This window comes from Actinoplanes philippinensis (genome assembly GCF_900113015.1).
Taxonomy (GTDB): Bacteria; Actinomycetota; Actinomycetes; order Mycobacteriales; family Micromonosporaceae; genus Actinoplanes; species Actinoplanes philippinensis.
On record NZ_FONV01000003.1, the window covers coordinates 244305 to 261219 of the forward strand.

A 16915-nucleotide genomic window follows, 5' to 3' on the forward strand; every position below is an offset into this window, starting at 1 on the left:
AAATTTCATTTGCCGCAACGGTGTTCCGTTCCGGCCGGGCACACGGCACACTCGCCGCATGATTGATGCACCGGCAGTGCATAAACTTGGGCCGGTCGGGCGCGCGGACGCCCTGGTCGACATCAGCCGTCTGACCTCGGCGGCCACGGCCGGACACGGCGGCCTCCTGGTGATCTCCGCGGGGCCCGGCGAGGGCCGGACCGCACTGCTGCACGCCGTCGCCCAGCACGCCGTCGCCCAGCACGCCGGCGGCTTCACGGTGCTCACCGTCTCCGGCTTCGCCGACGAGCGCGATCTGCCGTACGCCGGCTTGCGCACCCTGCTCGCTCCCCTCGCCACGCCGTCCGGCCTCGACGCCGGCGATCCCCTCGCGGCCGGCATCGCCGCTCTGTCCCTCCTGGGTACGGCCGCCCGCACCCGCCCGGTGCTGTGCCTGATCGACGACGCCCACCTGCTGGACGACCACTCGTGGCGCGCCGTCGCGTTCGCCGCCCGCCGCATCGGCGCGTCCCGCGTCGCGATCGTCGTCTCCGTCCCGGCCGGCGCCGAACCGCCCGGCTTCCCGGTGCACCGGCTCGCCCCGCTCGGCCCGGCCGCCGCCCGCCGGCTGCTCGCCGCGCACGCCCCCGACCTGGCCGACGACGTCGCCGGCACCCTCACCGAGATCGCCGCCGGGCACCCGGGCGCCCTGATCGACCTGGTCCGCGGCCTCAGCCCGGAACAGCGCCGCGGCTACGCCCCCGCCCCGGAGACACTGCCGCCGGACAGTCCGCTGCGCCGCCGCCTCGCCGCCGAGCTGCACACCCTGCCGCCCCGCACCCGGCAGTTGCTGCTGCTCGCGGCCGCCGCCCCGGACGCCTCCCCCGACACCCTGCTCAGCGCGGCCACCCTGATCGAATCCGGCGCCACGACCCACGACAGCGGGTCGGCGCAGCAGGGACGCGCGGCCCGGGACGGGGGAATGACCTCAGACAGCGAGCCGACGACGACCGGCGGGGCCGCGGAGCCGTTCGGGCTCGGGGACTTCACGGCGGCCGAGCGGCGGGGCCTGGTCACGGTCACGGCCGCGGGGGTGCGCTTTCGCGGGCCACTGATGCGCGGGGTCGCGTACCACGAGATGCCTGTCGCTCGCCGGCGGAGTGCCCACGCCGCGCTCGCCGCCGTGCTGGCGGAACGCGGCGCCCGCCTGCCCGCGCTGCTGCAGCGCGCCGCCGCGACCACCGGCCCCGACGCGGCCCTCGCGGATGATCTGGCGGCGGCCGCGCGGGAGGCGGATCCGGTGGTCGCCGCCGAGGCCGGACGGTACGCCGCCGCCCTGTGCCCGTCACCCACGGAGAAGGCGGGCCTGCTGCTGGCGGCGGCCCGGTCGGCCTGGCTGGCGGGCCGGCCGCACCGGGCCGGCCAGCTGATCCGCCGGATTCCCGCCGCGGGTGGCGCCGCCCGGGTCCGGGCCCGCGCGCTGACCGCCGAGATGAGCCTGCCGGAGGGCCGTCCCGGCGCCCGTGACGTGCTCCTCGACGTGGCCGCCGAACTCGCCGAATCCGACCCGGGCACGGCGTTGGAGGCGCTGGCGCTGGCCGGCGAGTCGGCGTGCCGGTCCGGGGAGCAGACCCGGTACGCGGCCCTCGCCCGCCGGGTCGCGGCCGCGCAACGCGGTGACGAGGCGCCCGCGGTGACGCTGACGTTCCACCATGTCGCCGGGCTGGCGTGTATCGCCGACGGTGACGAACCGGCGTCGTTCGCCCGGTTGCGGCAGGCGGTGGCACTGGCCGACCGGGTCGCCGAACCGGGCCCCCTGCTGCGCGCCGCGACCGCCGGCATCCTGATCGGCGACGGCCGCCGGTCCGCCGCGCTGGCCGGGCGAGCCGCGGTCCTGGCCCGGGAGGCGGGGGCGTCGGTGCTGGTCCCGCAGGCTCTGGAGCTGGCCGCGCTGGCCGGGATGGCGTCCGGTGACTATCCGGCCGCGAACGAGGCCGCGATGGACGGCGCCGCGATCGCCGGCGGCAGCGGGCAGCCGATCCTGGCCGGCGCCCATCTGGCGGTGCTCGCGGTGCTGGCCGCCCTGGTCGGCGACCGGGACACCGCGCTGACCCGGATCGCGTCGGTTCCGGACGGCCCGTCCCGGCCGATGTGCGAATGGGCGCTGGCACTGCTCGACATGGTCGACGGCCGTTGCCCGGCCGCCGCCGAACGCCTGCTCGCGGTGGTGTCCGCGCCGCCGGGCCCGGGGTCGGCGCTGCTGCGGGTGGCCGTCGTGCCGCACCTGCTGGAGACGGCCGCGCAGGCCGGCATGCGGGAGGCTCTGGAGCCGGTGGCGGCGGCGTTCGACAGATGGGCGGGACACACCGGGCAGCCCGGCTGGCTGGCGTTGCGGGACCGCTGCCGGGCGCTGCGCGCCGGCGACGGAGAGGCCGCGGCCGATCATTTCGAGACGGCGCTGGGGCACGAGGGCGAGGCGGGATTCCCGCGGGCACACACCGAGCTGTTGTACGGCCGATCGCTGCGCCGCCGTCGCCGGAACCTGGAGGCCCGCACCCACCTGCGGCGGGCGGCCGAGACGTTCCAGCTGCTGGACGCCGCCCCGTGGGCCGAGCAGAGCATCCGGGAACTCCGCGCCGCCGGCGAGCGGGTGGAGACACCACCACCGTCCGGCCCGGCGCTGACCGCCCAGCAGGAACGCATCGCCGCCCTGGTGGCCGGCGGCGCGACCAACCGTGAGGTGGCGCAGGAGCTGCACCTGAGCCCGCGAACTGTCGACCATCACCTGCGCAACGTCTTCGCCCGGCTCGGGGTGCGCTCACGGACCGAGATGGCCCGTCAGCTGACCACCCGGTGATTCCCCGCTGATCGCCGGCCGGGTCCGGCGCCGGGTCAGGCCTCGGTCAGGTGGACGTTCGACCAGCGGTCGGCGAGCTGGCGGCGGCGGCAGGCGACCAGGTGGCCGGCCAGCACGCCGGGGTGGCCGCCGCGCACGCAGACGTCGGCGCCGGCGGTCAGCACGCCGGACACCAGTTCGGCGGGTGCCCAGTCGTCGATCAGGGCGATCACCCGGGTGTCCGGCGGGAGGACGGCCCGGGCCAGCCGCACGTCGTGGACGGTGGCGCCGCTGAGCACCACGAGTTCCCCGGGGTGCACCGCGTCGAGGCCGCCGGCCATCCGCATCCGCCAGCCGTGCGGCAGGTGCTGCGGGAGGGCCGCGACCCGGCTGGGCTGCCCGACGACCGCGACGGCCGGCTGCGGGGCGGGGGCGGGGGCGATGTCGTGATCGGTCTGCACAAGCATGGTGTCTCTCCTGGCCGGGTTCCCTCGTGTGCCCTCCACGATTCGCCTCGTGCCTGTGCGTCACCATGTGCGGATCCTGTGTGTTGACTGTCCACCACGGCCGCCCTGACCTGGCCTTTTCAGCCGGACACGCCGCCGTCCCGGCTCAGGCCGGGGCGTTCCAGGTGAGCAGCACCGGATCGGTCTCGTGCTCGAAGCCGAGCGCCGAATAGGTCGCCGTGTCCAGCCGCAGCAGCGCGCCACCGGCCGGGGGCAGGCCGATCCAGCGCGCGCCGGTCACCCGCAGGCAGTGTCCGTGCCCGATCAGCGCCACGTCACCGCCGGAGGTCAGCTCCCGGGCGCGGGCCAGCACCCGGTCGAGGCGCTCGCCGACCTGCTCCGGCGACTCCCCGCCGGGACAGCCGTCGGTCCACAGCGACCAGCCCGGCCGACCGGCACGGATGTCGTGGGTGGTGATCCCCTCGTACTCGCCGTAGTTCCACTCGGCCAGGTCCTCGGTCACCTCGGTCACGGTGAGCCCGGCCAGCTCGGCGGTGTGCAACGCCCGCCGCCGCGGGCTGGCGATCACGGCGGCGAAGGCACGCCCGGCGATCCGCTCACCGGCGGCGCGCGCCTGGCGTTCCCCCTCGGAGGTCAACGGCAGGTCGGTGTACGACGTATGCCGCCCGTTGGCACTCCACTCCGTCTGCCCGTGCCGGATCAGCACGATCTCCGCCATCGACGCCTCCTCATCCCGCCCTTCATCCTGCCAGCACCGGACGGACGGCCGGTCCGGGCGGTCCGGGCCGGCGGTCAGGGGTGGGCCGGCGGTCAGGGATGAGCGTCGCGGGGCACGGCCATCGGGTGGCGCTCCTCGTCGCGGGCCGCGATCTTCTCCTGGGCGCGCACGTACTGCGACCGGGTGATCTCCCCGGCGATCAGCTGGGCGGTGAGGACGCCCTCCAGGCTGCTCGGCGCGGCCGGTTCGGGGTGCCCGGACTCCGCTGCCACGGCCGCGTCCGTCTCGGCCGGCTCGTCGCGGGACGGCCAGAAGGCCAGCGCGGCAGCGGCGATCAGGCCCAGCGTCGCCACCAGCAGGACCACCATCCGGCACCACCACCCTTCCTGTGACATCTTCGTCACTCCCCGCAATGATCGGCAGGCAAAGCGCGAAAGATCCCGTTCGACACACCCGGCCGGGCGCTCGGGAAATGACTACCGGCCCCGGCTGTGCCGTGGCTGTCGATTCACCGTGGATATCGGAGGCGCCTGATGACCCGGCCGGCCCGGCGTGACCTGACTCCGGGGCGGCGGAAAGCGATCGCGTGGCTCGTACCACTGAAGATCGTCCGCACCGCGATGGCCGCCACCGGCCTCGCCCGGCGTCCGTGGCTGTGCGGCGGCCTGGTGGCCGGCCCGGGTGGTGCAGCCGGCAGGGCCGATCGCCCGCCTGGTGCGGGGCCGGTCGGGGTGACGTCGGTCCCGGCGTGAGGGGACCAAGCGCTCTGCCCGCGTCGCATCGAAAGGCGTGGAATCGAGGTGACAGCGGACCGAGGAGGAGCCATGCGGACCGGAACCATCGTCGTCGCCACCGACGGCACCGAATCGAGCAGGGCGGCCGTCCGGTGGGCGGCCCGGGAAGCGGACCGGCGCGGGGCCGCGCTGCGGGTCACCCACGTCCTGGACTGGGAGTGGGCCGAGACCCGGTACGAGTTCGGCACCGGCCGTTTCAGCGAGGCCCGCAAGGCCGCCGAGGGGGTCGCACGGGGCGGGGTGGCGCTGGCCCACGAGACCGTTCCGGGCCTGCCGGCCGAGATCGACGTGCTGGTCGGGAACCCGGCGGCCCGCCTGCTGGCCGAAGCCGACGACGCGGGCCTGCTGGTGCTCGGCAGCCGGGGGCGGGGCGGGTTCGCCAGCCTGCTGCTCGGCTCGGTCAGCCAGCGTGTCGCCGTGCACGCCACGTCCCCGGTCGTGGTGGTCCGTGGCCGCGGGGACGTCACCGAGGGTCCGGTCGCCGTCGGGTTCGACGAGTCACCCACCGCCGAACGGGTGCTGCAGACCGCGTTCGAGCAGGCCGCCGCCCGGCGGACCGGGCTCGCCGTGATCCGCACCTACCTGCCGGCGATCCCGGTGTACGTGGCCGGGTTCACCGCCGTCGACGTCACCACCCCGGAACAGGACGCCGCCGAGCGCCGGCGGCTGGAGGAGCAGCTCGCCCCGTGGCGCGAGAAGTACCCGGACGTGGCCGTCGACGCCCTGCTCTCACACGACAGCGCGGCGGCCGTGCTCTCCGGCGTCTCACACGGCGCGCAGCTGGTCGTGGTCGGCAGTCACGGCCACTCCACACTGGCCGGCACCCTGCTCGGCTCGACCGGACTGCAGCTGCTGCACCACGCCGACTGCCCGGTCCTGCTGGACCGCTGATCCCGGCCCGCCGCCCCTCGGGCCTGCCGCTCCCTCCGCAGGCCCGCCCCTCTGGCCTGCCGCCCTTCCGCGGGCTCGCCCCCTCGGGCCTGCCGCCTCTCCGCAAGCCTGCCGGCCCCTCCGCAGGCCCACCCCTCGGGCCTGCCGCCCCTCCGCAAGCCTGCCGCCCGCCCTTCGGCCCGCCCGGGGTCCCGGGGCGTCAGTCGATCCCCAGACCGCCGCCTGCCGCGTCCGCTCCCCCGGCCCGGCAGGCGGCGAATCGGCATATAATTCACAAAAGACACATGATCCTGAGGAGGCAGTGATGAGCACCGGTCATCTGATCGTGGTGGGCGTCGACGGCTCCGAAGGCGGCCGCCGCGCCTTGGACTGGGCGGCCACCGAGGCCACCGCCCGTGGAGGCGCGGTCCGGGCGGTCATCGCCTGGTCGTGGAACGGGCTCGACTACGGCCCGGTCGCGGCGGTCACCCCGACCGAGGAGGATGCGCTGGCCGCCCAGGTGGTGGCGGCCGAGGTCGACGCGCTGGCCCAGCGGCACGGTTCACGCCTCGCGGTCACCGGCGAGGCGATCGAGGGCAGCCCCGCCGACGTCCTCACCGCCGTGGCCCACGACGCGGATCTGCTGGTCCTGGGCAGTCACGGCCACAGTCGGGTCCGGCACACCGTGCTCGGCTCGGTCAGCGAGTCCTGCATCCGCAAGGCCACCTGCCCGGTCGTGGTCATCCCGGCCCCGGTCCGCGAGCCGGCCGCCGTCTGACCGGGACATGCCGATGGGGCGCGCTCGATCGGGCGCGCCCCATCCGCCGTACCCATGCGGGCTCCCGGCGGGCCGTTCGGGGGCATCGGGCCGCTCGAAGACACCGGGCCGCTCGAAGGCACCGGGCTTTTCGGGGGCATCAGGCCGCTCGAAGGCACCGGGCCTTTCGGGGGCATCAGGCCGCTGGAAGACACCGGGCCTTTCGAGGGCATCAGGCCGCTCGAAGACACCGGGCCTTTCGAGGGCATCGGGCCGGTGGAGTCCGACGATCGTCATGGACCGGCGGGCGACGGCCGGGGGACGACCCGGCGGCCGCGTGGTCACCGGCGGGCGGGCCCGTGCGGGCGACGGCCGGCCGGCCAGAACCGGTCGAGGATGCTCTCCAGCACCGGCCCGGCCACGATGAGCAGCAGGAACAGCAGCAGGACAAGTGTCAGGACGACGGCCATGGCGGCACCTCCGGGGGACGGTTCGTCCGTTCCATCGTCATCCGGGGCAAGCGCAGCCCGTCACGGCCATTGGTCCCGGATCGGCCACCCGGGGCCACCGGGGGCCGTTGGTCCCGAACCGGGCGGGACCTTGGCGGGCCGAGGACGGGGTTTTCGGCACCGGCGTCGATGCGGCCACCGGCGGAGAGTCATAGGTGAAAGACATCGCCTGGAGGAGGACCAGATGGCCACCACCGCTCGTCACCACGTCGCTCAACTGGAACAGGTCGAGGCTCCCGGCTCGATGATCACCCACGCCGCCGCCCGGGTGCTCGCGGTGCTGCGGATCGCCACCGGGTTCGTCTTTCTCTGGGCGTTTCTCGACAAGACCTTCGGATTCGGGTACGCCACTCCCGCGGCCAAGGCCTGGATCAACGGCGGATCGCCGACCAAGGGATTCCTCTCGGGTGTCGCGGTCGGACCGTTCGAGGACGTCTTCCACAGCATCGCCGGAGCCGCCTGGGCCGACTGGCTGTTCATGCTGGGCATGCTCGGCATCGGCGTCGCGCTGATCCTCGGCATCGGCCTGCGGATCGCCGCGGTCGCCGCCGGCCTGATGATGGCCTTCATGTGGGCCGCCGAGTGGCCGCTCGCCCAGCAGGACAGCGCCGGCGAGGCCACCCGCTCGAGCAACCCGCTCGTCGACTACCACGTCGTCTACGGCATCACCGCCGCCGTCCTGGCGCTGACCTACGCCGGACACACCTGGGGCCTCGGCCGCTGGTGGGCGAAGCTGCCGCTGGTGCAGAAGAACCGCTGGCTCATCTGATCGTCGCCACCCTCATCGGTGGCGCCCACCAAGCCCGGCCGGGGTGTCCCGGCCGGGCTTTCGCGCGACCGGCCGACGCCGGCATCGCCCCGGGCCGCGGTGACCTCGCCGGTGACGGCGGCAGCCCCATCCGAGCGTCCCGTTCGTGGCAGCATGGCGCGAATGACACCGGAGGATCTGGTCGCCCTGGCCCTGGAGGCCGCCGAGGAGGGCCTGCGGGCCGGTGAGATGCCGATCGGCGCGGTCGTGGCGCTCGGCGACGAGGTGATCGGGCGGGGCTTCACCTCGGAGCGGACCCGGGGCCGCCGCCTGGTCCACGCCGATCTACTCGCCATGATCGAGGCCGACGAGCGTCTCGGCTGGTCACGCCGGGAGCAGCCGCTGCGTCTCGGCATCACGACGGAGCCGTGCCTGATGTGTTTCGGCACCGCCCTGACCCTGGGTGTCGGAGATCTACTACGGCCTGGCGGCCCCCGACGACGGCGCCGCGGGCGTCCCCGCCGTGTGGCGGCCGGGCGCCACCGACGGCATCTTCTTCCCGTTGCCCGCCCTGACCGGCGGCTTCCTGCTGCCCGAGTGCCGTGACCAGTTCCGCCGCTACGCCGCCATGACCACCAAGCCGCACCTGCGCCGCTACGCCGAGGCGATGGCCGGTCTGACGCCGGATAGCCGCGTCGAACCGGGCGGGGGTGGCGGGTGTACATCGGGGCATGTCCGGTGATGGTGTGCATCTGCGCGGCAGCGGTCACTTCGACGGTGGGAGCTGGGACGCCGAGCGTCTCGACCCGTGGGCCGGGGACCGGCCGCGGGTGCCGAGGCGGGCGATTCCCGGTCTCGTCCTGATCGGCCTGTTCACGCCGCTGTTCCTGGTCGGCGCCGTGCTCGCGGCGGTTCGTGGGGAGTGGACCATGGTGGCCGGGTTCGCCGCGTGGGGTGGGCTCTTCGGGCACGTCGCGGGGGTCTTCGTCTTCCTCCGGTGGCGTCCGCGCCGGCCGGGGGTGCTGCCGGCGACGGCGGTCACGCCGGACGGGGCACCGGGGCTCTGTTTCCGCTACTCGGGCTGGGCGTATTTCTGGCTGCTCGGGATGCTCTGCTGGGGCGCCCTGGTGCCGCTGGCGATCGCGGCCGTCTGGTTCGTGACCGGCGGGGTGGCGGTGATCGGGGCGATCGCCCTCGTCGGTGTCGCGCTGCTGGTGTGCGGCCAGATCGCCGCGACGCTGAGCCTGGCGCCGGGGCGGCTGATCCTCACCCCGGACGGGCTCTACCACCGCGGTCAGCTGATCACCCAGTATTCGCCGTGGTCCGGGGTGACCGCGGTGGACGCGGGGCGGGCCGGGCAGGTGCGAATCATCCGGGTGTGGGTGGCGCCGTCGAGCGGCGACCGGCTGCGGATCCGGTTGCGGCCGTGGTTCCTGCCGGCGGAGGAACGGGTGGCGCTGCCCGGCATCGTGCTGCGCGACCCGTGGCTGGCCGTCGACCCGCGAACCGTTCACCGGGCGCTGCGCCACTATCTGCTCAACCCCTCGCACCGTGGGGAGCTCGGCGGGCCGGCCGCGGTCGAACGGATCGAGCAGGGCCGCCTCTTCCTCTACTGACAGTCGTGAACAAATTTCGGTGCGTGGTTGAACCCGTCCCGTTCCGCACGTGTACACCCGGGCGTCCGTCCTGGGAGGAGTGAGCAGCAATGACCGATCGACTGCACGTCGACCCGCTGTCGCTGGAAGGGATCGCCGATCAGCTGCGGCGCTCCGGCGACACTCTGCGGGCCGCCGCCGGTGGCGGGCCCGGCACGCCGGACGCCGGCACCGACACACCGATCTTCGAGGATCTGATCACCCGGCTGGTGCAGGACGCCACCGCGCTGGCCGGCGGGCTCGACGAGGCCGCGTCGCGGGTCCTTCAGGCTTCCCGGACGTACGCCGACGAGGATCTCGCCAACGCCCGCGACATCTCCGGGAGCCGATGATGCCGATCGACACCCGTCTCGACGGCAGTCCCGCCACCCTGTACGCCGGCTCCCGGTACCTGCGCGACCGGCTCGGATTCGAGGTGGACGCCGCCGCCACCACACTGCGTACCGCCGCCGACGAGGCCCGGCACGGGTGGGTGGGCTCGGCCGGCGCCACCTTCAGCGACCGGATGACCGGCGCCGCGGGCCGGTCCGACGCGCTACGGGCCGAGGTGGACGCGACAGCGCAGACCATGTCGCAGTACGCCGACGTGCTCACCAGCGCGCAGGGCACGATGCTGATGGCCCGGCAGATGGCGTCGGCCCAGGGCCTGATCGTGGCCGGCACGATGATCCTCGACCCGTACTCCCCCGATCCGGTCGTCCATCAGCAGCAGCAGGTGGCGTACGCGACGGCGTTGCAGCAGGTCTTCCAGGCCCGCGGGCTGATGACCACCGCCCGGATGATCGCGCAGGGCCGCCAGTCGGTGGCCCGCTCCCAGCCGCCGATCCGGCCGGGCGACGTGGTCGGCGGCACGGCGGGCGGCGGCACGGCGGGCGGCGGCACGGCGGGCGGTGCGGCGAAACCGGCGGATCCCGGCCGGGAGGCGACCCGCGGCGAGGCACAGAAGCCACCGGCCGAGCCCAAGAACGAGAACAACGACGTACAGAGGCCGCCGGCCGAGCCCAGGAACGAGGACAACGGCGTGCAGAAGCCGCCGGCCGAGTCCGGCAAGACAGCGCCGGAGGACACTGTCGCGCACGAGCAGGCCCATGTGGCGCAGCAGCGCAGCGCGCCGCCCACCCCCGCGGTGACGGAGTAGCCCGGCTCAGAGACCGAGGTTGTCGGCGATCCATTCGCGGACGCCGTCGCCGGGGCGCCGCGACTTCACCTCGACACTGCTGAACCAGGCGTTCACCCGTACCCGCACGATGGGTGTGCCCGGAAGGCGCGGGACCGCGGCGAGCCGCAGCTCCTCGGAGCTGAGCGCGCTGGTGCCGGAGAGCTCGACCTCGACGCCCTCCGGCACGATGACCTTGAGCTCGCCGAAGAGGCAGGTGCCCTCGATCTCGATCTCGTCCTCGCCGGTGATCACCTCACGCAGGTCGAGGTGGGTGCCACCGAGGAGGGTGAAGGTGCTCAGCCGGCCCGACCGCAGCCGCCATCGGCCACGGCGTTTGCGCTGGCTGAGGACGGTAACAACCTTCTCGACGGTACGCGCGGAGCCGACCACCGGGGTGGGCGCGAGCCCCTCGGTGACCCGGGCCAGCTCGACATCGGTGGAGGCGGCCCAGACGGCGCCGACGCGGACGCTGAACTCCTCGAGGGTGATCCGCCCGTCGCCGCACGCCTGCTGCAGCAGCTCGGCCACCCGTTCACGGTCGCCGTCGGAGATCGGCGCCGGCACTGGAAGCACCACCCCGGTGACGCTACAACCCGGCGGCAACCGTCCTCGCAACCGTGACCGGGCAGAGTGCGCCTCATGCGAAAATTGGGAGCAACAGTCGCCGTGGTCGCGTCGATCCTGGGTGTGGCCGGGAGTATCGCCGGTCCCCTGTACGCCGCGTTCGGGGCGAGCTGACACACTTGACCGATCATGACGCTGACCGATCGCCTCCCCGGCACCAACGAGCCTGACGCAGTCTTCGACGCCTTTCAATCGTGGGTGCAGGAGCAGGGACTGACCCTGTATCCGCATCAGGAGGAGGCGCTGATCGAGATCGCGACCGGGGCGAACGTCATCCTCAACACCCCCACCGGCTCGGGCAAGAGCCTGGTCGCGACCGGCGCGCACTTCGCGGCGCTGGCCGACGACCGCACCACCTTCTACACCGCCCCGATCAAGGCGCTGGTGAGTGAGAAGTTCTTCGCCCTGTGCGCGATCTTCGGCGCGCAGAACGTGGGCATGCTGACCGGTGACGCGAGTGTGAACGCGGACGCCCCGATCATCTGCTGCACCGCGGAGATCCTGGCGAACCTGGCGTTGCGTGAGGGCGCGGACGCCGACGTCGGCCAGGTGGTGATGGACGAGTTCCACTTCTACGCCGAGCCGGACCGGGGCTGGGCGTGGCAGGTGCCGCTGATCGAGCTGCCGCAGGCCCAGTTCATCCTGATGTCGGCGACGCTCGGCGACACGACCCGGTTCAAGGACGATCTGACCCGCCGGACCGGGCGCGAGACGGCCGTCGTGGCGAACGCGGAGCGGCCGGTGCCGCTGATCTTCGAGTATGCGATGACGCCGCTGCACGAGACGATCGAGGAGCTGCTGTCGACGAAGCAGTCACCGGTCTACATCGTGCACTTCACCCAGATGGCGGCGCTGGAGCGGGCGCAGTCGCTGATGAGCATCAACATGTGCACCCGCGAGGAGAAGGACCGGATCGCCGCGGCGATCGGCAACTTCCGGTTCACGGCCGGCTTCGGGCGGACGTTGTCGCGGCTGGTCCGGCACGGCATCGGGGTGCACCACGCGGGCATGCTGCCGAAGTACCGCCGCCTGGTGGAGACGCTCGCCCAGGCCGGGCTTCTCAAGGTCATCTGCGGTACGGACACGCTGGGTGTCGGCATCAACGTGCCGATCCGCACGGTGCTGTTCACCGGCCTGTCGAAGTACGACGGGGTGAAGACCCGGCTGCTCAAGGCGCGTGAGTTCCACCAGATCGCGGGCCGCGCGGGCCGGGCCGGCTACGACACCATCGGCACCGTGATCATCCAGGCGCCGGAGCACGTGATCGACAACGAGCGGGCCCTGGCGAAAGCCGGTGACGACCCGAAGAAACGGCGCAAGGTGGTGCGCAAGAAGCCGCCGGAGGGGCAGATCGGCTGGGGCCGGCCGACGTTCGACCGGCTGGTCGAGGCCGAGCCGGAGCCGTTGACGTCGTCGTTCCAGGTGTCGCACGCGATGCTGCTCAACGTGATGAACCGGGGCGGTGACCCGTACCCCGCCTTGAAGCACCTGCTGACCGAGAACCACGAGGACCGGCCCGCTCAGCGCCGGCACATCCGCCGGGCGGTCGGGATCGCGCGGGCGCTCATCGCGGGTGGCGTCATCGAGCGTACCGATGACGGGGTCTACAAGCTCGTCGAGGATCTGCAGCTGGACTTCGCGCTCAACCAGGCGCTGTCACCGTTCGCCCTGGCCTGCCTGGAGCTGCTCGACAAGGAGTCGCCGGAGTATCCGCTGGACGTCGTCTCGGTGATCGAGTCGACCCTGGAGGACCCCCGGCAGATCGTCTCCGAGCAGCGCAAGAAGGCCCGCGGCGAGGCGGTCAACGCGATGAAGGCCGAGGGCATCGAGTACGAGGAGCGCATGCAGCTCCTGGAGGACGTGACCTGGCCGCAGCCGTTGAAGGAACTGCTCGAGGCGGCGTACGAGACGTACCGTCGCGGGCATCCGTGGGTCGCCGACTACGAGCTGAAACCCAAGTCGGTGGTCCGCGACATGTACGAGCGGGCCATGACCTTCACCGAGTACGTGTCGTTCTACGGCCTGTCCCGCTCGGAGGGCCTGGTGCTGCGGTATCTCGCCGACGCGTACCGGGCGCTGCGCCAGACGGTGCCGGAGGACGCGCGTACCGAGGAGCTGACCGACCTGATCGAGTGGCTCGGCGAACTGGTCCGGCAGGTCGACTCCAGCCTGCTCGACGAGTGGTCGCGCCTGCAGAACCCGGGCGCCGAGGTCGACGAGGTCCGCATCGACGACAAGCCGCCCGCGGTCACCCGTAACGCGCGGGCGTTCCGGGTGCTGGTTCGCAACGCCATGTTCCGGCGGGTGGAGCTGGCCGCGCTGCGCCGCTGGGACCTGCTCGGTGAGATGGACGCCGAGTCCGGCTGGACCTCCGAGCGCTGGCAGAAAGCGATCCAGGACTACTTCGAGGAGTACGACACGCTGGGCACCGGCCCGGCCGCGCGCGGTCCGGCGTTCCTGCACATCGAGCAGGGCGCCACCCAGTGGATCGTCCGGCAGGTCTTCGAGGACCCGGAGGGCGACCATGACTGGGGCATCGACGCCACCGTCGACCTGGCCGCGTCCGACGAAGCCGGCACCGCCGCGATCACGGTCACCGCCGTTGGCCCTCACTGAGAGCACCGTCCTCGCCGTCCTGGCCGAGCTGGCGCCGACCGGCGCCGACCGGATCCTGGACGTCACCCACGGGTCACAGCCACTGGTGTGGCTGACCGACCCGGAACGCGCCACCCGCCGGGAGGGCGATCGGCTCGCCGCGGTCGACGCCCTGCACCGGGAGGAACGGATCCTGCACCGCGGCTGGGGTTTCCTGGCCGGCCGCGCCGACGTCGACGGGAAACCGCGCAAGGTCCGGGTGCCGCTGCTCAGCCAGCCGGTGCGGCTGGAACGCTCGCTCACCGGCTACCGGGTGACGGTCGCCGGCGACACCGAGGTGACGCCGCTGATCGCCGACCGGGAGCTGGCCGCGTCCCTGGAGAACGCGCCCGGCCTCGGCCTGCCCGGCTGGCTGGACGTGACCGGCGCCCGCGCCTGGCTGACCGCGGCGGCCGAGGCCACCGGCCTGGATTTCGACGCGATCACCGAGCCGGGCCGCCGGTTGCCCGGCGACCGTCTGGTGGTGGTCGCGGGCGCCGCGCTGTATGTGGCCCGCGACGTGTTCGGCGCCGCCCCCCGCGACAGTCTGCGCAGCTGGGCGGGCCGCGACCTGTCCGGCACGGCGCTGGCCGCCGTCTACGGCACCGCCGCTGCCTCACCCGAGCCGGATTCGCCCCAGGATCCGGTCGTCTCGCCGCTGCCGTTGAGCGAGGCGCAGGCCAGGGTGGTGGCGCGGGCCCGGACCGCGCCGGTCACGGTGGTCTCCGGCCCGCCCGGCAACGGCAAGAGCCACACCGTCGTCGCGGCCGCGCTCGAGGTCGTGCACCGTGGCGGTTCGGTGCTGATCGCCACCCAGTCGCCGCACGCGGCGGAGGTGCTGGCGGCCCTGCTGACCCGCTATCCGGGCCCGGCGCCGGTGCTGTTCGGCGACACCACGAGCCGCGACGAGCTGGCCACCTGGCTGACGGCGGGCGCCGACGAGGGCGTCGACTCGCGGCAGCTGCGCGCCGACCGGCAGGCGGTCGATAAAACCCACGATATGGTACGAACAACGCGAACCGAACTGTGCGGGATCCTGCGGGCCGAACAGGCTGCCGCCACGCTGCCCGCGTTCGAACCGTCCCTGGCCGCCCTCACCGCCGACGTCCCGGGCGCCTTCGACGACACCGTCGACCTCCCCACCGCCATCCGCCTCCTCGGCCGTCCCCCGTCCACGGCCCACCACCCCCGGCCCCCTTTCCCCGACGCCTCACCGGCGCACGGCAGCCCCCATCCCACGCGCCCTCTCCCCGGCGCCCCACCGGCCCACGGCAGCCCCCATCCCACGCACCCTCTCCCCGGCGCCCCACCGGCCCACGGCAGCCCCCATCCCACGCACCCTCTCCCCGACGCCCCACCGGCCCACGGCAGCACCCATCCCCCGCGCCCTTTCCCCGGCGGCGTCGTTCCCCGAGGGGAGCCCGCCGGGCACGGTGGGTGGTGGGGGCGGTGGCGGGCCGGCTCGGCGATGAGACGGGGCCGGCGGATGGTGAGGGCTCGTCCGGGCGTACCGCTGGATCGGGTCTGGGAAGCCGTTGCCGCGGCGAGCGCGCAGCGGGCCGCCGCACGTCTCGCCGTGACCGGCGGGGGTGATCTCGCGCGGTGGTGGGAGGCGCTGCACGAGGCCGAGGCGGCACTGCGGACGGCGGCCGGGACCGCGATGCGGCACGCGAGCCGCAGCGCGAAACGCTGGGATGCCGACGGACGGCGGGCCGCGTCGGCACTGGCCACCGCGTTGCGGGCGGGTCGGGGCAAGCGCCGGGAGATGCTCGCGCGGATGGATGCGGCGCCGCTGGTGCGGGCGCTGCCACTGTGGATAGGCACGGTCACCGACGTGGAGGACCTGCTGCCCGCCGCGCCCGGGCTGTTCGATCTGGTGGTGATCGACGAGGCGTCGCACGTCGACCAGATCCGGGCCGCTCCGGTGCTGGCGCGGGCCCGGCGGGCGCTGATCGTCGGGGATCCGCGGCAGTTGCGGTTCGTGTCGTTCGTCAGTGATGCCGGGGTGAGCGAGGTCCTGAACCGGCACGGCGCCGACGACCGGCTCGACGTGCGGCGGGTCAGCACGTTCGACCTGGCCGCCGCGGCCGCGCCGACGACCTGGCTGACCGAACATTTCCGCAGCGTCCCGCACCTGATCGGGTTTTCGGCGCGGCGGTTCTACGGCGGCCGGATCGCGACGATGACCCGTACCCCCGCCGCCGACGCCACCGACGCCATCGACGTCGTCCCGGTGACCGGCGCGCGGGTCACCGACGGTGTCAACAGCGCCGAGGTGGCCGCCGCGATCGCCGAGGTGGAGAGGCTGGCGAGTGCCGGGTTCCGCAGCATCGGGGTGATCACGCCGTTCCGCGCACAGGCCGAAGCCCTCGAATCCGCCCTGGTCACCGCCTTCCCGGTGGACCGCATCGAGGAACTGGGCCTGCGCGTCGGCACGGTCCACTCCTTCCAGGGCAGCGAGGCCGACGCGGTCGTGGTCTCCCTGGGCCTGGTCGACGGCGACGCGGCCGGCCGGCGGCGGTTCGTCACCGATCCGCAGCTGTTCAACGTGATGATCACCCGAGCCCGGCGCCGTCTGGTCCTGCTCACCTCCCTGACCGCCCCGCATGCCACCGCTCCGCCTGCCACCGCCCCGCCTACCGCCGCCCCGCCTACCACCGCCCCACCTGCCACCGCCCCACCTACCACCGCCCCACCTACCACCGCCCCACCTACCACCGCCCCGCCTACCGCCGCCCCGCCTACCGCCGCCTCCCATGCCGCCGCCCGGCATGCCACCGCTCCGCGTGCCGCTGCGGAGGACCTGGTCAGCGCGTACCTGGCCTACGCTGACGCGCCGGACCGGGCGCTCCCGGCCGATGTCGCGCCCATCGGCTAGGCGGCACGGCTCGCGACCGAACTCGAACGCCTGGACGTCCCGGTTCGCCCCGGCTATGCCGTCGGCTCGTGGCGGCTCGACCTGTGCGCGGGCCCGGCCGACAACGCGATCGGTGTCCTGTGCGGCGTCCACCCGGACGGCCCCGAGGCGCACCTGGCCCGCCAGTCGGCCCTGCACCGTGCCGGTTGGCGGCTGGTCGACGCCTTCCCGAGCCGCTGGGGCGGCGACCCTCGCCGGGCCGCCCTGGAGATCGCCGCGCTGGTCACCCCGAAACCAGCCGCCTGACC

At 73.8% G+C, this 16915-nt stretch carries 15 protein-coding genes and 1 pseudogene; 11 read left to right on the forward strand and 5 right to left on the reverse strand.

Annotated features, from left to right (window positions below):
- Positions 1–76: 76 nt before the first annotated feature.
- Positions 77–2836, forward strand: a complete 2760-nt coding sequence (locus BM290_RS08030; protein ID WP_143133661.1) for a LuxR family transcriptional regulator — start codon at positions 77–79, stop codon at positions 2834–2836.
- 35 nt (positions 2837–2871) lie between these two features.
- Here BM290_RS08030 and BM290_RS08035 read toward each other — a convergent pair whose 3' ends face one another.
- The 3 genes from BM290_RS08035 to BM290_RS08045 form a co-directional block, all read right to left on the reverse strand.
- A complete protein-coding gene (locus BM290_RS08035; RefSeq protein WP_093611607.1) occupies positions 2872–3282 on the reverse strand; it encodes a hypothetical protein in 411 nt (136 codons plus the stop codon).
- A gap of 145 nt (positions 3283–3427) precedes the next feature.
- Positions 3428–4000, reverse strand: a complete 573-nt coding sequence (locus tag BM290_RS08040; RefSeq protein ID WP_093611609.1) for a histidine phosphatase family protein — start codon at positions 3998–4000, stop codon at positions 3428–3430.
- A 92-nt stretch (positions 4001–4092) separates the two neighbouring features.
- Positions 4093–4395, reverse strand: coding sequence for a hypothetical protein (locus tag BM290_RS08045; RefSeq protein ID WP_143133662.1), 303 nt, complete (start codon positions 4393–4395; stop codon positions 4093–4095).
- A 429-nt stretch (positions 4396–4824) separates the two neighbouring features.
- Between BM290_RS08045 and BM290_RS08055 the strand changes: the two genes are divergently transcribed.
- Positions 4825–5685, forward strand: a complete 861-nt coding sequence (locus BM290_RS08055) for a universal stress protein (protein ID WP_093611615.1) — start codon at positions 4825–4827, stop codon at positions 5683–5685.
- 304 nt (positions 5686–5989) lie between these two features.
- Positions 5990–6442 carry a universal stress protein gene (locus BM290_RS08060; RefSeq protein ID WP_093611617.1) on the forward strand — a complete coding sequence of 151 codons (453 nt, stop codon included), beginning with the start codon at positions 5990–5992 and terminating at the stop codon, positions 6440–6442.
- Positions 6443–6762: 320 nt separating this feature from the next.
- Here the strand turns inward: BM290_RS08060 and BM290_RS50585 are convergent, their stop codons facing one another.
- The gene (locus BM290_RS50585) at positions 6763–6891 is read right to left on the reverse strand and encodes a hypothetical protein (RefSeq protein WP_275413078.1); all 129 of its coding nucleotides are present in this window, start codon (positions 6889–6891) and stop codon (positions 6763–6765) included.
- 223 nt (positions 6892–7114) lie between these two features.
- On the opposite strand from BM290_RS50585, the gene BM290_RS08070 reads away from it, so the two are divergent.
- The 6 genes and pseudogenes from BM290_RS08070 (at position 7115) to BM290_RS08090 (ending at position 10471) form a co-directional block, all read left to right on the forward strand.
- Positions 7115–7699: a DoxX family membrane protein gene (locus tag BM290_RS08070; RefSeq protein WP_093611619.1), complete on the forward strand. Its 585-nt coding sequence runs from the start codon at positions 7115–7117 to the stop codon at positions 7697–7699.
- A 228-nt stretch (positions 7700–7927) separates the two neighbouring features.
- Positions 7928–8104 (forward strand): annotated as a pseudogene (locus tag BM290_RS51030) (hypothetical protein); the annotation flags it as partial.
- A 37-nt stretch (positions 8105–8141) separates the two neighbouring features.
- Positions 8142–8420, forward strand: a complete 279-nt coding sequence (locus BM290_RS49585) for a hypothetical protein (protein WP_239143242.1) — start codon at positions 8142–8144, stop codon at positions 8418–8420.
- Positions 8410–9294 carry a hypothetical protein gene (locus BM290_RS08080; RefSeq protein ID WP_093611623.1) on the forward strand — a complete coding sequence of 295 codons (885 nt, stop codon included), beginning with the start codon at positions 8410–8412 and terminating at the stop codon, positions 9292–9294. Before BM290_RS49585 ends, BM290_RS08080 begins: the two co-directional genes overlap by 11 nt.
- 89 nt (positions 9295–9383) lie before the next feature.
- Positions 9384–9665 (forward strand): WXG100 family type VII secretion target, encoded by a 282-nt coding sequence (locus BM290_RS08085; protein ID WP_093611625.1) that lies wholly within the window; start codon positions 9384–9386, stop codon positions 9663–9665.
- Complete coding sequence (locus BM290_RS08090) at positions 9665–10471, forward strand: hypothetical protein (RefSeq protein WP_093611627.1); 807 nt, start codon at positions 9665–9667, stop codon at positions 10469–10471. Before BM290_RS08085 ends, BM290_RS08090 begins: the two co-directional genes overlap by 1 nt.
- A 6-nt stretch (positions 10472–10477) precedes the next feature.
- On the opposite strand, the gene BM290_RS08095 is transcribed toward BM290_RS08090, so the two are convergent.
- Positions 10478–11068 carry a DUF1707 SHOCT-like domain-containing protein gene (locus BM290_RS08095; protein WP_239143241.1) on the reverse strand — a complete coding sequence of 197 codons (591 nt, stop codon included), beginning with the start codon at positions 11066–11068 and terminating at the stop codon, positions 10478–10480.
- 177 nt (positions 11069–11245) lie between these two features.
- On the opposite strand from BM290_RS08095, the gene BM290_RS08100 reads away from it, so the two are divergent.
- Together BM290_RS08100 and BM290_RS08105 are read left to right on the forward strand one after the other, a co-directional pair.
- The gene (locus BM290_RS08100) at positions 11246–13732 is read left to right on the forward strand and encodes a DEAD/DEAH box helicase (RefSeq protein WP_093611631.1); all 2487 of its coding nucleotides are present in this window, start codon (positions 11246–11248) and stop codon (positions 13730–13732) included.
- A complete protein-coding gene (locus BM290_RS08105; protein ID WP_244903891.1) occupies positions 13719–16628 on the forward strand; it encodes a DEAD/DEAH box helicase in 2910 nt (969 codons plus the stop codon). The genes BM290_RS08100 and BM290_RS08105 overlap by 14 nt, the downstream gene beginning before the upstream one ends.
- Positions 16629–16915: the final 287 nt, after the last annotated feature.

What these genes read in the sequence shown, in the direction of transcription:
- BM290_RS08035 (WP_093611607.1), bottom strand. Translation starts at nt 3,282, where the DNA reads ATGCTTGTGCAGACCGATCACGACATCGCCCCCGCCCCCGCCCCGCAG.
- BM290_RS08040 (WP_093611609.1), bottom strand. Translation starts at nt 4,000, where the DNA reads ATGGCGGAGATCGTGCTGATCCGGCACGGGCAGACGGAGTGGAGTGCC.
- BM290_RS08045 (WP_143133662.1), bottom strand. Translation starts at nt 4,395, where the DNA reads ATGTCACAGGAAGGGTGGTGGTGCCGGATGGTGGTCCTGCTGGTGGCG.
- BM290_RS08055 (WP_093611615.1), top strand. Translation starts at nt 4,825, where the DNA reads ATGCGGACCGGAACCATCGTCGTCGCCACCGACGGCACCGAATCGAGC.
- BM290_RS08060 (WP_093611617.1), top strand. Translation starts at nt 5,990, where the DNA reads ATGAGCACCGGTCATCTGATCGTGGTGGGCGTCGACGGCTCCGAAGGC.
- BM290_RS50585 (WP_275413078.1), bottom strand. Translation starts at nt 6,891, where the DNA reads ATGGCCGTCGTCCTGACACTTGTCCTGCTGCTGTTCCTGCTGCTCATC.
- BM290_RS08070 (WP_093611619.1), top strand. Translation starts at nt 7,115, where the DNA reads ATGGCCACCACCGCTCGTCACCACGTCGCTCAACTGGAACAGGTCGAG.
- BM290_RS08080 (WP_093611623.1), top strand. Translation starts at nt 8,410, where the DNA reads ATGTCCGGTGATGGTGTGCATCTGCGCGGCAGCGGTCACTTCGACGGT.
- BM290_RS08085 (WP_093611625.1), top strand. Translation starts at nt 9,384, where the DNA reads ATGACCGATCGACTGCACGTCGACCCGCTGTCGCTGGAAGGGATCGCC.
- BM290_RS08090 (WP_093611627.1), top strand. Translation starts at nt 9,665, where the DNA reads ATGCCGATCGACACCCGTCTCGACGGCAGTCCCGCCACCCTGTACGCC.
- BM290_RS08100 (WP_093611631.1), top strand. Translation starts at nt 11,246, where the DNA reads ATGACGCTGACCGATCGCCTCCCCGGCACCAACGAGCCTGACGCAGTC.